Source organism: Ruegeria sp. HKCCD8929 (assembly GCF_013031405.1).
GTDB lineage: Bacteria > Pseudomonadota > Alphaproteobacteria > Rhodobacterales > Rhodobacteraceae > Ruegeria.
Genome location: NZ_WPZY01000012.1, coordinates 18,119 through 34,601 on the forward strand (window position 1 = coordinate 18,119; position 16,483 = coordinate 34,601).

Here is a 16,483-nt window from a genome sequence, read left to right on the forward strand (position 1 = left end):
AATTTACCAGATTTCCGAACTTACAGACTGCGGGACGAACCACGCACTCGACTTGTGAACTCGAACGTCCGGTGCTGGTTTCTCTATAAGCTGGCCGCACGGAGCGATTGATCAGTCTCGGAAATTGACAGGCTTGCGAATGCCTGCGACCTTGGGTTGAATTGATCAGAACAAGGTATTTTCCAATGGGTCTGCGTGCGTTGCTGGGGCTGCCTCCCAAGCCCTCCAAGAAAAAGGCAAGTTCGGAAGACAAGGGAAAATCGCGAGATTACTCGGCAATCAAGCAAAAAGCCGATCAGGTGGCCGGCCTGGCGCAGTTTGATCTGTTGACGGAGGCGCAGCAAAAGACCTTTCGCATGGCGCGCGAAGAGGCCGACGGGCTGGTCGCGCATGAGGAATACAAGGCAGCTACCGATAGGCTGACCGCCGCCACAGCAGTCGTCGCCAATCAGATGAACGGGGCCCAGACCGCAAAAACGGCCGCCGAGCAGATCAGCCCGAAGGTCAGCGGCGTGCTGGATGGGGCGCAATTGCTGGGCGTGCCAAAGGATCACATGGGTGCCCTGCGCGAGCGGTACAACAAACTGATCAAGGAATCCGATCAGGATTGGCCCGCTGCGGCGGATGGGCTGAAAGCCCTGGCCCAAGACATATCCAACGATATGACGATCAAGGCTGCCAAGGCCGCTCGCGACCGGGTTTTGTCGGAAAAGGACAAGGTAGAGGCCGCCGCCACCGAAGCGCTGAAAGTCGAAACCGAGACGCCAGAGGTTTTGAAACAGAATCGGATCCTGGCGGACGCCTTGCCCAAGATCGGGTTCAATTCGGGCAAGCTGAACTACCTTGAGGCCGAGAAATACATCGACATCTGCAATGCCTGCATCGTCAAGATCAACGCCGAAGCCCCGGGCATCGCCGCGGCCATCCAGATGCGCGACGAGGTGACGGCCAAACGGAAGACTATCGATGGCGACGTCAACCTGGCCCGCAAGACCTATGGCCTGACCAAGGATGCCAAAAGCCTGGTCGAGCAGTTCAAGAATACCGACCAGGCCTTTGAAGGGGCAATGGCGGACAGGGAGTACAAGGATGCCAAGACCTTGCTCAAAACGCTGGAAAGCCTCGCCAAGCGCGTTGTCGAGCTGCGCCCCGAGATGGAAGAGGACGAGCGGAAGAAGAAAAAGAAAAAGGACCTGCTATCTGATGTGCGCGCAGAAGAAAACGCCTTTGGGGCCGTGCCCAAGGCCACACCCGAGCTGGAACGTATCTGGGGACTGGCGCAGACTGAACTGGACGCGTTCTTCGATGCCTACAATGCCAACGAACTGGACACGGCCCACGCCTGTCTGGTCACCATCAAACAGCTGCACACGGAATTTGACGAGGCCGCCGAGGATGCCGCCGACGAACTGGCCAAGGAACAGGAGGCCATCGACTATTGGAGCGATAATTGCGCCGACCGCTTTGAAGACTTGAAGAATATTCTCGGGTCGCTGCCCGAGATGTCCTCGGCGATTGCAACGGCCGAGAAAACCTTTGACGAATTGAACAAGAACCTGTCGGATTGCGACTTTTCGACTGCTCTGTCTTTGGCAAAGAAGCTCAAGGTTGATCTGGACGCCGTGGATGACCTCAAGGACGAAAACGCCGAAGCAATTCAGCGGCGCAACGAGGGCTACGAAGAATACGCCAAGAACCAGGCCTTGTGGGACGAGGCGATGGACGTCAAACCGAACACGCCGGAAATGGCATTGCTCTTCAAAACCTTCACGGCCAACCACGATGAATTCCACAAGTTGCGGCGCGAAGGCGATCCGATTGCCATCGATATGCTGCCGCAACTGATCGACGATGCCCAGGCGGTAATTGATGGCAAGGAAGACAATGACGCGGGCGAGCTTGAGGGCGAATTGGCCGCCGAAGAAGCCCGCGACAAGGCAATTCCGGAATACAACAAGGCCAGGGACATTGCCAAAAAATACGAACCCCGCAGCACGCTGGAACTGCGCGCGCTGACAAGGCTGGCGGAATCCTTCAACTGGGCGTTCAAGGCGGGACGCTTCATGGAATCGATTGAATATCTCAAGGGCATTCCGGACGCGGCCAAGGCCATCTATGACAAGGAAGATGAATGGAAAGCCGCCGCTGCGCAGGACAAGGACGCCTATGACAAGCGCTACAAGAAGGTCATCAAGGATTTCGACAAGGTTGTTCTGTATGAATGGGTGCTGCCCGGGCTTCAACAAGACATCGAAGCCGTCGAAGATCTGAAATCGGATGCGGACTCTGCCTATGGCAAGAAGGAAATCGGCAAGGCCAGCGGAATTCTGGATGACCTGGAAGAGGGCGTTGCCGATCTGGTGGCCCAGAAGTCCGCGCATGACGCGGCCGTCGCCGATCGCCAGTGGGTCGAGGACAAGGTCAGGGACAAAGGCGGCGACCTGGACGCCGCCGTCGCAGGGTTTGCGCTGTTGCCGGAAACCCAGGATATTCAGGCACGTCTGAAATATGCATCAAACGTGGTGAAAACCGCCTCGGATGAACTGAACTTTGCCGAGGCCCGCAGCCAATGGGTCGAAATCGAACGGCTGCTTATCCTCTGGAGTGGCAAAGAGGCTGATAACGACAACGCCTGGACGCCCGAGGCTGAAGAAGTTCACGACCGGTACTCGGCTCTGGAAGCGGATCTGAATATCGCCAACGAAGTGCGCGGGATCACACCGGATCTGCGGAAGGCGGTCGACGATTTTCAGAAAGTCGACGGCCAGTTCTGGAAGGCCTATCGCGGACTGGATTGGCAGCGCGCCCTGGATTTGATGGACGAATACGAGCGTCTGGCCAAGCTGGTGGCCGCCGCAAAACCCGATTTCGACAAGGCCATGCTGGAAGCGCAACCGCGCGCCGACAAGGCCAAGCAGGATCTGACGGCTATCTCACCGGAAGACCTGAAATCGAAATCGACCGACGACAAGCTGCAATTGCTGGAAGACCTGCGCGCCACAGGTGCCAAGCTGGACAAGGACCAGCTCAAATTGCAGCGCAAGCTTTACGCGTCGCTCGATTATGATCCCGAGTTCAAGGAAGCGGACGAAGGCCGCCGATCCAAGCTGGTGGAGGATCTCAAATCCGACGAAGAGATCACCAAGGCCCGCGGTAAATGGGCGGAAATGACGGATGACGACCGCATGAAGGTTTTGACCAAGGTGATGACGGCCGAGTGCAAGGTCTTTAACATCCCTGCACCTAAGATACGTCTGTTTTACGAACCGCCCGGCGATTACGGCTTCTTTGACCCCAGTGCCAAGACGCTGAACCTGAACACGCATGTCGATGCGGGCTGGCTGGATTACAAGGAAATTGTGAACACAGTGGTGCATGAAAACATGCACAACTACCAGTTCACCCTAGTTGAGCGGCTCAAGGAGGGTATCATCACCAAGGATGACCCGGAATATACCCAAGCGTTGATATTCGCGGCAAACTTCGACGGCTATGTCCCGCCGAGCGAAGAACTGGATGATGACGAAAAAGACACCAACCCTTACAAAACGCAGCCGGTCGAAGCGCATGCTTGGGACAGCGGCGATGGTGTCTCTGCCGATCTGGTGGCCGAAGAAGAGCCGCCCAAAGGCGTAACACTGTAATTCTGGCGAAAGGACACCTGGCATGGCCCAAACTGTACCCCTGAGGATCGTCTACGTATTCGAGGACGGCGCCGAATCCGACATGGCTCTGGGCACGATTTCGCGCGAAGGCGTTTTGGAAACGACCAAAATCGCTGACGGTCAGGAAAAGGCTGTCGAGACGCTTGTTTCTGAACTCAACGCCTCGGATCGCGTCTTCCTTCGCGAAATGGTCACCTCACCACGCACCGGGATGGGCAGCATGGCCAAAATCCCGGTCGAGCGCGGCACGCCGGGCTTTCTGGCGGCCCTGCAGGAAACCGCCAAACGGTTCTACAAACTGGAGCTGCGATTCGATCCCAAGGCGTTTGATGGCGGCACGACCATTCAGGCCGGAGGCGGCGAATCCGCAGAAGACGCGCTGGACGAAAAAATTTCGGAGCCGGATATGACGCCCCGGGAAAACGCCAAACCGGGGATAGACGTCTAGGCCCGGAAAAGAATAGGGGCGCCAATCGGCGCCCTTTTTGCGCGTGCTCTACAGCTCAGCTCAGCGACCCAGTGCTGTTGCGATCTCGGAGAGCTTCGCCCGGATCGGTGCCGCAATCGAGACGTCCGGCAGAATGTCGTTTCCATCCAGCTCCGCCAGGATCGGATCGCTGTCAACATGCTTGTTGAACCTCTTGATCATGTCGTGCGCCGCGTCGACCTGGGCTTTCCGATCTGACTCGTCCGCGTTCAGGACCTCGTCCAGCTGTTCATGCAGATTTTCGTTGAACGTCGCCAGGCTCTTGTCCAGTTGGCTGAGTGCGGCTGACACCGCGCCCGCAGCTTCCGGCATGTCGGAATATTCGGATTCGATGTGCTTTTTCAAACGGTCAAGATCGGCAAATGCCTTAGTCCGCGTTTCCGGCCATTCCAGCCGGACCTTGCCCAGTTTGACCAGTGAAACCGGCCCAGCTTCTTCTTGTTCCCCCTCATCCGCGGCATGTTGCTGTTCCGTGGCGTCTTCATCCGCAGCTTCGTCCTGAGCCTGCGGGGCGGTCTCGGCTTTTTGCGCGGCTGCCGCTATCTTGCCCAGCAGTTCGGTCAGCTGACCCAGCCGTTTCTTGGCAGTTTCGCTGTCATTTGCTGCACCTGCCGTCTTGATGGCCGCCATCAGTTTCTGGATCGGCTCCTGTGCCTTTGCGTTCTGGCCTAGCGCCGTGGCAATACGCGGCGCCAATTTTTTCAGCACGGCGTCGAGCTTGCCAGACAGTTCGGCACTTTCATCCTGATCGTCATGTTGGGGTTCGTCCTGTGCCTGATCCTGGGGTGCCGCCTCGGCCTTGTCTTCGTCCTCATCGCCTTCCAGGACACTGCCGCTGGTGTCCATTAGCTGGACTTTCATCATGTCACCGGTGGCCAGTTTGAGGAATGCCTTCAGGCGTTTGGCCGCACCCGGCGGCGGATCTTCCAAGCAGGTCAGCATCACCAGCTTGCCCTTGCTTTCAACGGTGCCGCAGGCCACCTTGGCCGAGCCACCCAGTTTCTTGGCCTTTTTCATCAGGATCTCGGGGGCCTTGATCCGGTCGATGACCAGCGCGCATTCCTCGGGTTTGGTTGCGATGCAGACGCCGAAATTCAGCGCCTTCTTTCGGGACGCCGCCAGTTGCGCCTTCAGGCTGTCCTTGTCTGCAGCACTCATCGGCATCTTTGAAATTCCTTCTGCAATCTATGGTCACACTGTGCCGCGAAAACTGGAGTCACTCAATATAGTGTCCGTCGTCAGATGATTTAGGACAGGGCGACTTGATCTGTAGCGGAGGCCCTGGCTCGTTGTGTTTTCAATCTATGCCGCGGTCTGTCGGTGCAGCAAGCGGCGTTTCTCGATGGTCTGTCGCTTGATCTCCTTTCGTCGTCTGAGGATAGAAACTGCCCTGCCGAAGTAGACATCGGCTGGTGTCAGATTGCCGAGGCTTTCGTGATAGCGGCGGTGATTGTAGTGGTCGACGAAGGCTCTGATCGCTTCTTCAAGAGCGCCCGGCAGGTAGTAGTTCTCCAACAGGATACGGTTCTTGAGCGTCTGGTGTCATCGCTCGATCTTGCCCTTGGTCTGCGGATGATTTGGTGCCCCTCGAACATGGTCCATACCCTGATCTTCGAGCCAGTCCGCCAAGTCGCCAGAGATGTATGATGAGCCGTTATCGCTGAGCAGCTTCAGCTTGTGCTGGACGGTCGCAGACGAACAGCCTGATGCCTCCAGCGCCAATTCCAGCGTGTCGGTGACGTCACCGGCCTTCATCGTCGTGCAAAGTTTCCACGCCACTGTGGGGTTGTCCACTCGATGAGTGAGAAGGAGTGCGTGCCGAACTTCAACTGTAAAACACCAACTGGTTCCCAGCCCAGTGTCATAGCGGCTTCTGTGAAAGCGGCTCGCTGATGTGGGTTTCGCAGGGTTTCGTATGAGTCGCCATCTTTTTTGCTGCCATGCGGCCCGGGTCTTCCCTGAATCACGGCTTTTAAGGGGGCGGATCGGGCTTTAACCGGTCGGCAGCTTGGGTGGAGTGCATAGATTCCTCACTGCAGTCGCCGTCATGTCTTTCACTGTGGTAGTGTTTTCGATCAACTGCGCGAACCCGGGCTTTGTACAAATCGGACAGTCCACGTCCGAAGCCATGTACAAAACCGACACTGCTTTCCGGTCGCCGCGTATTCGCCGCGCTTGAACCTTTTGGCCGCAACGCATAGGTTCCCGCCAAATTTGTGGGTCAGGCCCGCTCTCATGAACAAAGGAATATACCATGGAAGGTGGCGCCATCGCCCAGTTTCTCCCGCTCATTCTGATCTTCGCGATCATGTATTTCCTGCTGATCCGTCCGCAGCAGAAGAAGATGAAAGAGCATCAGGCCATGGTCAATCAGCTGCGCCGGGGCGATCAGGTGGTCACGCAGGGCGGTCTGATCGGCAAGGTCGCCAAGGTCAAGGAAGATGGTGAACTCGAGGTCGAGATCGCCGAAGGTGTCAAGGTGCGCGTGGTCAAGGCGACCATTGCCCAGGTTCTGAACAAGACCGAACCGGCGAAGTAACTTCGCGCCACAACATCTTGAAAAGGCAGGGTAATGCTGCAAATTGATACCTGGAAGCGGGTTCTGATCTGGCTGGTCTGTGCGGTCGGTCTGCTGATGGCCCTGCCAAACGCGTTCTATACCCGCGTCGAACAATCCAACGACGCGCTGGCCGCGATCGAGCTGGGTGCGACCGGCGCCGAGCTGCAGGCGCAGGCCGATCAGTGGCCCGGCTGGATGCCGTCTTCGCTGGTCAATCTCGGGCTCGATCTGCGCGGCGGCGCGCATCTGCTGGCCGAGGTCAAGGTCGAGGATGTCTACGAGTCCCGGATGGAGGCGATGTGGCCGGAAATCCGCGACACCCTGCGCGGCGAGCGCACCACCATCGGCACCATCCGCAAACAGCCCTCTGCCCCGGATGAGATTCGCATCAAGATCAGCCAACCTGAAGGCATGTCCCGCGCGCTGGAAGTGGTACGAGGTCTGGCCCGTCCGATCCAGTCGCTGACCGATGCCGGCGCCATGGATATCGAGGTCCGGGCCGAGGGTGACGTCGTAGTGGTGACGCTGTCGGAGGCCGAGAAACTCGCCTCGGATGACCGCACCGTCCGGCAGGCGCTGGAAATCGTGCGCCGCCGGATCGACGAAGTCGGCACCCGCGAGCCTACCATCCAGCGTCAGGGCGCAGACCGCATCCTGATCCAGGTGCCGGGCATCGGCAGCGCGTCGGAACTGAAAGAGATCATCGGCACTACAGCGCAGCTGACCTTCAACCCAGTTGTCTCGCGTGGGACCGATCCGGACGCCACCGTCGGTGTGGGTGAAAAGCTCGTTCCCTCAATCGATGAAGAGGGGGTTTACTACATTATCGAGGCCGCCCCGGTTGTCACCGGTGAGGAACTGGTCGACGCGCAGCCTTCGTTCGATCAGAACGGGCGGCCCGCCGTGAACTTCCGCTTCAACACCACGGGTGCGCGCAAGTTCGGTGACTACACCCGCGAAAATATCGGTGCCCCCTTCGCCATCGTGCTGGATGACGAGGTGATCTCGGCCCCGGTGATCCAGAGCCACATTCCCGGCGGTTCAGGCATCATCACCGGGCGCTTTACGGTCGAGGAAAGCACCAATCTGGCCGTGCTGTTGCGCGCGGGGGCGTTGCCCGCCGGACTGGAATTCCTTGAAGAGCGCACCATCGGGCCCGAGCTGGGTCAGGACAGTATCGACGCAGGCAAGGTGGCAACCATCGTGGCCTTTGCCGCGGTACTTGTGTTCATGGGGCTCAGCTATGGCCTGTTCGGCCTCTTCGCCAATGTCGCGTTGATCATCAACGTGGGACTGATCTTTGGCCTTCTATCGATCATCGGAGCCACTCTGACCTTGCCGGGCATCGCCGGGATCGTGCTGACCGTCGGCATGGCGGTGGACGCCAACGTGCTGATTTTCGAGCGTATCCGCGAGGAACTGAAGACCGCGCGCGGCCCGTCGCGTGCTATTGAGCTGGGCTATGAAAAGGCGCTTTCGGCCATTCTGGACGCCAACATCACCACCTTTATCACGGCGGTGATCCTGTTTGCCATGGGCTCGGGGCCCGTCCGGGGTTTTGCCATCACGCTGGGGCTGGGCATCCTCACCTCGGTCTTCACCGCGATCTTCGTGACGCGGCTGATGATCGTGATGTGGTTCGAACGCCGCCGTCCCAAAACGATCGAGGTATGAAATGCGACTGAGACTTGTTCCCAAGGAAACCTCGTTCGATTTCTTCAGCCGGTGGAAGCTATGGCTGGGTATTTCAGCACTGCTGGTGGTGGTGGGCTTTGCCTCGTTCCTGATCCAGGGGCTGAATTTCGGCATCGACTTCCGGGGCGGCACAACCATCCGCACCGAAAGCGCGCAGCCCATCGATGTAGGTACCTACCGCGATGCGATCTCGCCGTTGGATCTGGGCGACGTGACCATCACCGAGATTTTCGACCCAACGTTTGGCCCGGATGAAAACGTGGCAATGATCCGCATTCAGGCGCAGGAGGATGCCGAGTCGGTGACCGCCGAACTGATCGGCAATGTGCAGAGCGCCCTGACCGAAGTGGTGCCGGATATCGAGTTCGTTTCGGTCGAATCCGTCGGCCCCAAAGTGTCCGGAGAGCTGATCCAGACCGCCGTGATCGCGGTGATGCTCGCCATCGGAGCGGTGCTGGTCTATATCTGGCTGCGCTTCGAATGGCAGTTCGCCCTGGGCGCTGTGGCAGCACTTGTGCATGACGTGATCCTGACCATCGGCATCTTCTCCGAACTGCAGATCCGCTTTGACCTCGCCATCATCGCGGCGCTTCTGACCATCGTCGGCTATTCGTTGAATGACACGGTGGTGGTATTCGACCGGGTCCGTGAAAACCTGCGGAAATACAAGAAGAAAGACCTCAAAGAGGTGCTGAACCTCTCGATCAACGAAACCCTCAGCCGGACGGTGATGACCTCGGTTACTACGCTGCTGGCGCTGATCTCGCTCTATGTGCTGGGTGGTGACGTGATCCGGGGCTTTGTCTTTGCGATGATCTGGGGTGTGATCGTGGGCACCTATTCCTCGGTCTTCGTGGCCTCGACCATCCTGCTGTGGCTGGGGGTCAAGCGCGACTGGTCCAAACCGTCGAACACGTCGGGAAACCAGTTCGCTAATGTTGATGCCTGATGCGCTGCATGCAGCGCTGGCCACGCCGGGCCTGATCTGGCTGTGCCTCACCATCGGAGCCGCGGGTCTTGTCCGCGGCTTCACTGGTTTTGGCACGGCGATGATTTTCGTTCCGGTGGGCACCCAGTTCCTGCCAGTTGCGGATGTGGTGTTCATGATGGCGGCCACGGGCATCTTCTCGACGATGGCTCTGGCACCACAAGCGTGGCGCGAATGCGACAAGGGCGAGGTCAGCACACTGGCGCTCGCCGCCGCCGTGACCGTGCCAATGGGTCTGTGGCTGATGACGCGGATCGACCCGGTAGCGCTGCGCTGGATCGCCTCTGGCGTGATCGGTCTGACGCTTTTGGCGGTGATCACCGGCTGGCGCTGGCAGGGCAGGCTGGGCTGGCCGGGGCGCTTTGCAATCGGCGGCGGGGCAGGAACCGTGGGCGGCATGACCGGCCTGACCGGACCGGTGGTGATCGTCTTCTACCTTGCCAACGCCCGCGACGTGCGCAGGGTGCGTGCCAACACCATCATCTTTCTGGCGATGCTCGACATCGTCATCGTGGCCAACATCCTGCTGGGCGGGCTGGCGGACACCGCGACGCTTTGGGTGGCACTGATCCTGACTGTGCCCTATCTGATCACCACGCTGATCGGCAAACGGCTGTTCGACCCGTCGCTGGAGAAACTTTACCGCGTCGCCTCCTACGGCGTGATCGCGGCGGCGGTGATCTCGGGCCTGCCGGTTCTGGATTGAAGGAGGGGGACGATGCGCCTCAACGAAGTGACCTACACCGATGCCCAGCCCGTCGACGGCTACGGCCCCGGCTTCTTCCGCATCGGCGGCGAGGTCCATTACGGCACCCTGCTGACCGGCCCGCAGGGCACCGCCCCTTGGGGTGGTTACAGCGACGCGGCCCCGCTGCTCGACCTCGCGGATACCATCGACGTGCTCTTCATCGGCACCGGCAAAGAGCTGTCCCACATTCCCGCCGATCTGCGCCGCACGCTCGAGGACGCAGGCCTCGGCGTCGAAATCATGAACTCCCCCGCCGCCTGCCGCACCTACAACGTGCTCCTCTCCGAAGGCCGCCGCATCGCGCTCGCTCTCATCCCGGTCTGACCCCACACCCTCTTCATCTTTTCCCAAATACTCCGGGGAGCGCGAGGGGCCAGCCCCTCGCTCCCTCTCCCCACCTCACGCGCAACCTTGGGATGCTGCGGCAAATCCCTCCTTTTGCCCCCGTCGCCAATGGGATAAGCGGAACCCATGACACTGTCTGTGACCGACCTCGCCATTACCCGCGGCGGCGTACCCGTTCTCGAAGGGCTCAGCTTTGCGCTGGAACCCGGCCGGGCGCTGATTCTGCGCGGTCCGAACGGCATCGGCAAGACCACGCTCTTGCGCACGCTGGCCGGGCTGCAACCGCCATTGGCGGGCAGGGTCGATGGCGCCGAGGACACGATCGCCTATGCTAGCCACTCCGACGGGCTGAAACCGACACTGACCGTGGCCGAAAATCTGCAATTCTGGGCCTCGGTCTTCGGCGCCAAGAGCATTCAGACTGCGCTCGACGCGTTTGCGTTGAACGACCTCGCCGACCGCCACGCGGGCAATCTTTCTGCCGGACAGAAACGGCGGCTTGGTCTGTCGCGGCTGTTGGTCACGGGCCGTCCGATCTGGATGCTGGACGAACCCACCGTCTCGCTCGACCGCAACGCGGTGGCGATGTTTGCAGATGCCGTGCGCGGCCATTTGGGGCAGGGCGGCTCGGCCCTGATCGCCACCCATATCGACCTTGGCCTGGACGGAGAGGTGCTGGACGTGGGCCCCTACAAGGCCAAACCGAAACCCATCGACGATTTCGACGGAGGGTTCCTGTGATCGCCCTTCTGCTGCGTGATTTGAAACTGGCCTTCCGCGCCGGTGGCGGTTTTGGCCTGGGGCTAGCCTTTTTCCTGATCGTCACCGTGCTGGTCCCGTTTTCCGTTGGCCCACAATCCTCGCTGCTGGCCACCATCGCTCCGGGCGTGCTGTGGCTGGGGGCCTTGCTGGCGTGTCTCCTGTCGCTCGACCGCCTGTTGGCGCTGGATTGGGAGGACGGCTCGCTCGACCTGCTGGCCACCGCGCCGTTACCACTGGAATCGGTAGTGACGATCAAGGCGCTGGCCCACTGGATCACCACCGGTCTGCCGCTGGTGCTGGCCGCACCCGTGTTAGGCGTGCTGCTGAACCTGCCGGGGCCGGGCTATTTCTGGCTGGTGGTCTCGCTGGCGCTTGGCACCCCGGCGCTCAGCGTCATTGGCACATTCGGAGCTGCACTGACCGTGGGGCTGAAACGTGGCGGGCTCTTGCTGTCGCTGCTGGTGTTGCCGCTCTATGTGCCCACGCTGATCTTCGGCGCCGAAGTGGCCCGGCGCGGGGCAACCGGGATGGAGACCGCCACCCCGCTTTTGATGCTCGCCGGGATCACCGCCGCCACCATCGCGCTCTTGCCGTTCGCCAGCGCCGCCGTACTGCGCGTCAATTTGCGGTGACCGCCCTGCCGCGTTGATCAATGTCAATTGAGAAGCCCCCCGTTTCGGACTAGATAAGGCCCATGTCTATCGCAGCCAAAGCCAACGCCCTCTGGGAATACGCCAACCCCAAGAAGTTTCTGGCCACGACCGAGCGCATGCTGCCCTTTTTCTGGGTCGCCTCTGCCATCTGTCTGGTGGTGGGGCTCGTGTGGGGCTTTTTCTTCACGCCTGACGATTACAAGCAGGGCTCAACCGTCAAGATCATCTACCTGCATGTTCCCTCGGCGCTGATGGCGATCAATTGCTGGCTGATGATGCTGGCCACCTCGCTCGTCTGGCTGGTGCGCCGCCACCATGTCAGCGCGCTTGCCGCCCGCGCCGCCGCGCCCATCGGCATCGTGATGACGCTGATCGCACTGGTGACCGGCGCGATCTGGGGCCAGCCCATGTGGGGCACCTGGTGGGAATGGGACCCACGCCTGACCTCGTTCCTGATCCTGTTCCTGTTCTATCTGGGCTACATGGCTCTGTGGGAAGCGATTGAGGACCCCGACACCGCCGCCGATCTGACCTCGGTCCTGTGTCTGGTGGGGTCGGTCTTTGCGCTGCTCAGCCGCTATGCGGTGAACTTCTGGAACCAGGGCCTGCATCAGGGCGCCTCGGTCATGCGGGCCGCCGCCGTGACTGGCACGGATACCGAGGAGAAGGTGAGCAACATCTTCTTCTACCCGCTGCTGATGTGCATCGTTGGCTTCATCCTGCTCTTCATCGCATTGGTCTTTTATCGCACCGGAACCGAGATCCGGGCGCGTCGGATCAAGGCGCTTCTGGCTCGTGAAAGGGTGAACGCATGATGCCCGATCTGGGAAAATACGCCGACACGGTGCTGTCGGCTTATGCCGCTTCGCTGCTGCTGCTGGTGGCGCTGGTGGCGTTCAGCATCTGGCGCGGGCGCAAGGTGCGGGCCGAGATGGAGAAGGTGGAACAGAGGGTGTCGCGCCATGGCTAGGGTCTCACCTTTGATGATCGCGCCGCCGCTGATCTTTGGCGCCTTCGTGGCGCTGGCTGCGGTGGGTATGTTCCGCGAAGACCCCGAAGCGCTGCCCTCGGCGCGTGAAGGCCAACCCGCGCCGCCGGTGGTGATGACCGAATTCCCCGGCAAGGCGGGGTTCGACGACGCCGCCCTGCGCGATGGTGAGGTCAAGCTGGTCAACTACTGGGCCAGCTGGTGTGCGCCCTGCCGGGCCGAACACCCGAATCTCGAGGCGCTGTCGAAAGAGGGCATCCCGGTTTACGGCGTGAACTACAAGGACCAGTTGGCCAACGCCGAGGCCTTCCTCAACGAGTTGGGCGACCCCTACCGTGCCATCGGCCGCGACGAGCAGGGGCGCATGGGACTCGACTGGGGCGTCTACGGAGTGCCCGAAACTTACGTGATCGACGGCGAGGGCACCATCGTGCTGCGCTTTGCTGGGCCGATCACGCAACGGGTGATCGAAAAGACCATCCGCCCAGCTCTTGAAAAAGCCGCCCAATAAACCCGTGGCCGTTTCCAAACGGAGCGCGCCTACGGCGCGCGCTCGATCCCTGATTGGCGCCAGTGACGACGGCGTGCCTCAATCCAGCCGGATCGCCTCGTCAAACCAACCGCTTCGACCGAGGCGAACCCCACATCTTCTTCTGTTCAAAAATATCCCGGGGGAGTCGCGCCCTGCGCGACGGGGGCAGCGCCCCCAATTCCCAACGCCCATAAAGCGCGGAAACGAAAAAGCCCCGGCGCGATGGCCGGGGCTTTGAAGGCTTAGCTGGCCTTGGCCAGATTGCGCAGCACGTAATGCAGCACGCCGCCGTTTTCGATGTACTCGATCTCGGGCGCGGTATCGATCCGGCATTTGAGTTGGATCACCTTCTCGGACCCATCCGCGAAGGTGATGGTGCAGGGCACTTCCTGCAGCGGCTGGATGGTGTCCAGCCCGCTGATCGAGACGGTCTCATCCCCCGTCAGCCCCAGCGACTTGCGAGTGTCGCCGCCGGTGAACTCGAAGGGGATCACGCCCATGCCCACCAGGTTCGAGCGGTGGATACGCTCGAAGCTCTCAGCGATCACCGCCTTGACGCCCAGCAGCGCCGTGCCTTTGGCCGCCCAGTCGCGTGAGGACCCCGCACCATACTGTTCGCCACCGAACACCACCAGCGGCGTGCCCTGTTCCTGATAGGCCATCGAGGCGTCGTAGATCGAGGTCTGTTCGCCATCGGGGCCTTTGGTATAGCCGCCCTCGACGCCGTCCAGCATCTCGTTCTTGATGCGGATATTGGCGAAGGTGCCGCGCATCATGATCTCGTGGTTGCCACGGCGCGAGCCGTACGAGTTGAACTCGCGCGGCTGCACCTGACGGTCCATCAGGTACTTGCCCGCGGGCGTGGTGGTTGCGAAGGAGCCCGCAGGCGAAATGTGGTCGGTGGTGACCATGTCGCCGAGGATCGCCAGAACCTTGGCGCCTTCGATGTTCGAGATCGTGCCCGGCTCATGCCCCATGCCCTGGAAATAGGGCGGGTTCTGGATGTAGGTCGAGGTTGCGGGCCAGTCATAGGTCTCGGCATCGGTGGTCTCGACACCCTGCCATTTCTCGTCGCCCTTGAAGACGTCGGCATATTTCGACTGGAACGCCTCGCGGGTCACGGTGCTTTCGACCAGATCGGCGATTTCCTTCTGGGTCGGCCAGATGTCCTTCATGTAGACATCGTTGCCGTCCTTGTCCTGACCGAGCGGTTCCGAGGTCAGGTCGATATCCAGCGTACCGGCCAGTGCGTAGGCCACCACCAGCGGCGGCGAGGCCAGATAGTTGGCGCGCACGTCGGGGCTGATCCGGCCCTCGAAGTTACGGTTGCCCGACAGAACGCTGGTGGCGACCAGATCGCCCTCGGCGATGGCCTCGCTGATCTCCTGCTGGATCGGGCCCGAGTTGCCGATACAGGTGGTGCAGCCATAGCCCACAAGGTTGAAGCCGATCTTGTCCAGATCCTCCTGCAGGCCCGCGGCCTCAAGATAGGCGGACACAACCTGGCTTCCCGGCGCCAGCGAGGTCTTGACCCACGGCTTGCGGTTCAGACCCAGAGCAGCGGCCTTGCGCGCCACCAGACCGGCACCGATCATTACGTAAGGGTTCGAGGTGTTGGTGCAGGAGGTGATCGAGGCGATCACCACCTTGCCCGACTCCATGGTGTAATCCTCGCCCTTGACGGCAACTTCCTTACCCATGGGGCGCTTGAAGGTCTGCTCCATCTCTTTCGAGAAGGCGGCCTTGGCATCGGTCAGTGCCACATAGTCCTGCGGACGTTTCGGGCCCGAGATGGCAGGCACGATGGTGCCCATGTCGAGGCTCAGCGTGTCGGTGTAGATCGGCGCATAGTCAGCGTCGCGCCAGAAGCCGTTTTCTTTTGCATAGGCCTCGACCAGCGCGATGCGGTCCTCGTCACGGCCGGTGTTGCGCAGGTAACGGATGGTCTCACCGTCGATCGGGAAGAAACCGCAGGTGGCGCCGTATTCGGGTGCCATGTTGGCGATGGTGGCGCGGTCGGCCAGCGGCAGACGGTCCAGACCCTCGCCGTAGAATTCGACGAACTTGCCGACCACGCCCTTGGCACGCAGCATTTCGACCACCTTCAGCACCAGGTCGGTGCCGGTGGTGCCTTCCATCATCTCGCCGGTCAATTCGAACCCGATCACCTCGGGGATCAGCATCGAAATCGGCTGACCCAGCATCGCTGCCTCGGCCTCGATCCCGCCGACACCCCAGCCCAAAACAGCCGCACCATTGACCATGGTGGTGTGGCTGTCGGTGCCGACCAGCGTGTCGGGATAGGCGACCTCATCCCCGCTCTGGTCGGTGTCGGTCCAGACCGTCTGGGCCAGATATTCCAGGTTCACCTGATGGCAGATGCCGGTGCCGGGGGGCACAACGCGGAAATTGTTGAAGGCCGACTGACCCCATTTCAGGAACTGATAGCGCTCCATGTTCCGCTCGTATTCGCGATCCACATTCATCTGGAACGCGCGCGGGTTTCCGAACTCGTCGATCATGACCGAGTGGTCGATGACCAGATCGACCGGGTTCAGCGGGTTGATCTTCTGCGCGTCACCACCCAGGCCCTTGATGCCATCGCGCATCGCGGCCAGATCGACCACGGCCGGAACGCCGGTGAAGTCCTGCATCAGAACACGGGCCGGGCGGTAGGCGATCTCGCGCGGGTTCTTGCCGCCATTGGCGCCCCATTCCGCAAAGGCCTTGATGTCGTCGACTGAGACGGAAAAGCCGCCATCCTCGAACCGGAGCATGTTCTCCAGCACCACCTTGAGCGCGGCAGGCAGGTTCGAGAAATCACCTAGGCCCGCCTCTTGCGCAGCGGGGATCGAGTAATAAGAAATGGATTTGCCATTCACGCTCAGGCTGCGGCGTGTCTTGGCGGTATCCTGTCCGACTTTGATGGGCATCGGGTGGCCTCCCTCTCAAATGACGTGGATTACGGGATTCGCTGAGGGCTAGATGCATCACACGCGGCCCCGGTTCAAGGTCCAAGACGGGGGGTGCGGCAATTTTTGTATACCATTGCACACAAAA

General features: G+C 60.7%; 14 protein-coding genes and 1 pseudogene. 12 read left to right on the forward strand and 3 right to left on the reverse strand.

The genetic code is table 11. The features are described from left to right. Positions 1 to 185: 185 nt before the first annotated feature. Entirely contained in the window at positions 186 to 3,644 is a 3,459-nt protein-coding gene (locus GOX53_RS17420; RefSeq protein WP_171178556.1) for a hypothetical protein, read from the forward strand. Between the two features lie 22 nt (positions 3,645 to 3,666). Then, a complete protein-coding gene (locus tag GOX53_RS17425; RefSeq protein ID WP_171178558.1) occupies positions 3,667 to 4,113 on the forward strand; it encodes a hypothetical protein in 447 nt (148 codons plus the stop codon). A gap of 60 nt (positions 4,114 to 4,173) precedes the next feature. Here the strand turns inward: GOX53_RS17425 and GOX53_RS17430 are convergent, their stop codons facing one another. After that, the gene (locus GOX53_RS17430) at positions 4,174 to 5,316 is read right to left on the reverse strand and encodes a hypothetical protein (RefSeq protein WP_217351824.1); all 1,143 of its coding nucleotides are present in this window, start codon (positions 5,314 to 5,316) and stop codon (positions 4,174 to 4,176) included. Between the two features lie 138 nt (positions 5,317 to 5,454). Then, positions 5,455 to 6,138: pseudogene (locus GOX53_RS17435) on the reverse strand (transposase). 268 nt (positions 6,139 to 6,406) lie between these two features. Between GOX53_RS17435 and yajC the strand changes: the two are divergent. The 10 genes from yajC to GOX53_RS17485 all read left to right on the forward strand — a co-directional run bounded on the left by yajC (position 6,407) and on the right by GOX53_RS17485 (position 13,402). Next, the gene (gene yajC / locus GOX53_RS17440; protein ID WP_171178562.1) at positions 6,407 to 6,691 is read left to right on the forward strand and encodes a preprotein translocase subunit YajC; all 285 of its coding nucleotides are present in this window, start codon (positions 6,407 to 6,409) and stop codon (positions 6,689 to 6,691) included. 33 nt (positions 6,692 to 6,724) lie between these two features. Beyond that, on the forward strand, positions 6,725 to 8,386 hold the full coding sequence (gene secD / locus GOX53_RS17445) for a protein translocase subunit SecD (protein WP_171178564.1): 1,662 nt from the start codon (positions 6,725 to 6,727) through the stop codon (positions 8,384 to 8,386). A 1-nt stretch (position 8,387) separates the two neighbouring features. Beyond that, positions 8,388 to 9,356 carry a protein translocase subunit SecF gene (secF, locus tag GOX53_RS17450; RefSeq protein WP_171178566.1) on the forward strand — a complete coding sequence of 323 codons (969 nt, stop codon included), beginning with the start codon at positions 8,388 to 8,390 and terminating at the stop codon, positions 9,354 to 9,356. Further along, on the forward strand, positions 9,343 to 10,101 hold the full coding sequence (locus tag GOX53_RS17455; protein WP_371810343.1) for a TSUP family transporter: 759 nt from the start codon (positions 9,343 to 9,345) through the stop codon (positions 10,099 to 10,101). Before secF ends, GOX53_RS17455 begins: the two co-directional genes overlap by 14 nt. Before the next feature lie 12 nt (positions 10,102 to 10,113). Continuing rightward, the gene (locus tag GOX53_RS17460; protein WP_171178568.1) at positions 10,114 to 10,467 is read left to right on the forward strand and encodes an Mth938-like domain-containing protein; all 354 of its coding nucleotides are present in this window, start codon (positions 10,114 to 10,116) and stop codon (positions 10,465 to 10,467) included. Between the two features lie 147 nt (positions 10,468 to 10,614). After that, entirely contained in the window at positions 10,615 to 11,229 is a 615-nt protein-coding gene (gene ccmA / locus GOX53_RS17465) for a heme ABC exporter ATP-binding protein CcmA (RefSeq protein ID WP_171178570.1), read from the forward strand. Continuing rightward, positions 11,226 to 11,882: a heme exporter protein CcmB gene (gene ccmB / locus GOX53_RS17470; RefSeq protein ID WP_171178572.1), complete on the forward strand. Its 657-nt coding sequence runs from the start codon at positions 11,226 to 11,228 to the stop codon at positions 11,880 to 11,882. Before ccmA ends, ccmB begins: the two co-directional genes overlap by 4 nt. A gap of 62 nt (positions 11,883 to 11,944) precedes the next feature. Then, entirely contained in the window at positions 11,945 to 12,718 is a 774-nt protein-coding gene (locus GOX53_RS17475; protein ID WP_171178574.1) for a heme ABC transporter permease, read from the forward strand. Next, positions 12,715 to 12,873: a heme exporter protein CcmD gene (gene ccmD, locus GOX53_RS17480; RefSeq protein ID WP_171178576.1), complete on the forward strand. Its 159-nt coding sequence runs from the start codon at positions 12,715 to 12,717 to the stop codon at positions 12,871 to 12,873. The genes GOX53_RS17475 and ccmD overlap by 4 nt, the downstream gene beginning before the upstream one ends. After that, positions 12,866 to 13,402 carry a DsbE family thiol:disulfide interchange protein gene (locus tag GOX53_RS17485; RefSeq protein ID WP_171178578.1) on the forward strand — a complete coding sequence of 179 codons (537 nt, stop codon included), beginning with the start codon at positions 12,866 to 12,868 and terminating at the stop codon, positions 13,400 to 13,402. Before ccmD ends, GOX53_RS17485 begins: the two co-directional genes overlap by 8 nt. 263 nt (positions 13,403 to 13,665) lie before the next feature. Here the strand turns inward: GOX53_RS17485 and acnA are convergent, their stop codons facing one another. After that, positions 13,666 to 16,356: an aconitate hydratase AcnA gene (gene acnA / locus GOX53_RS17490; protein WP_171178580.1), complete on the reverse strand. Its 2,691-nt coding sequence runs from the start codon at positions 16,354 to 16,356 to the stop codon at positions 13,666 to 13,668. Between the last annotated feature and the right edge of the window lie 127 nt (positions 16,357 to 16,483).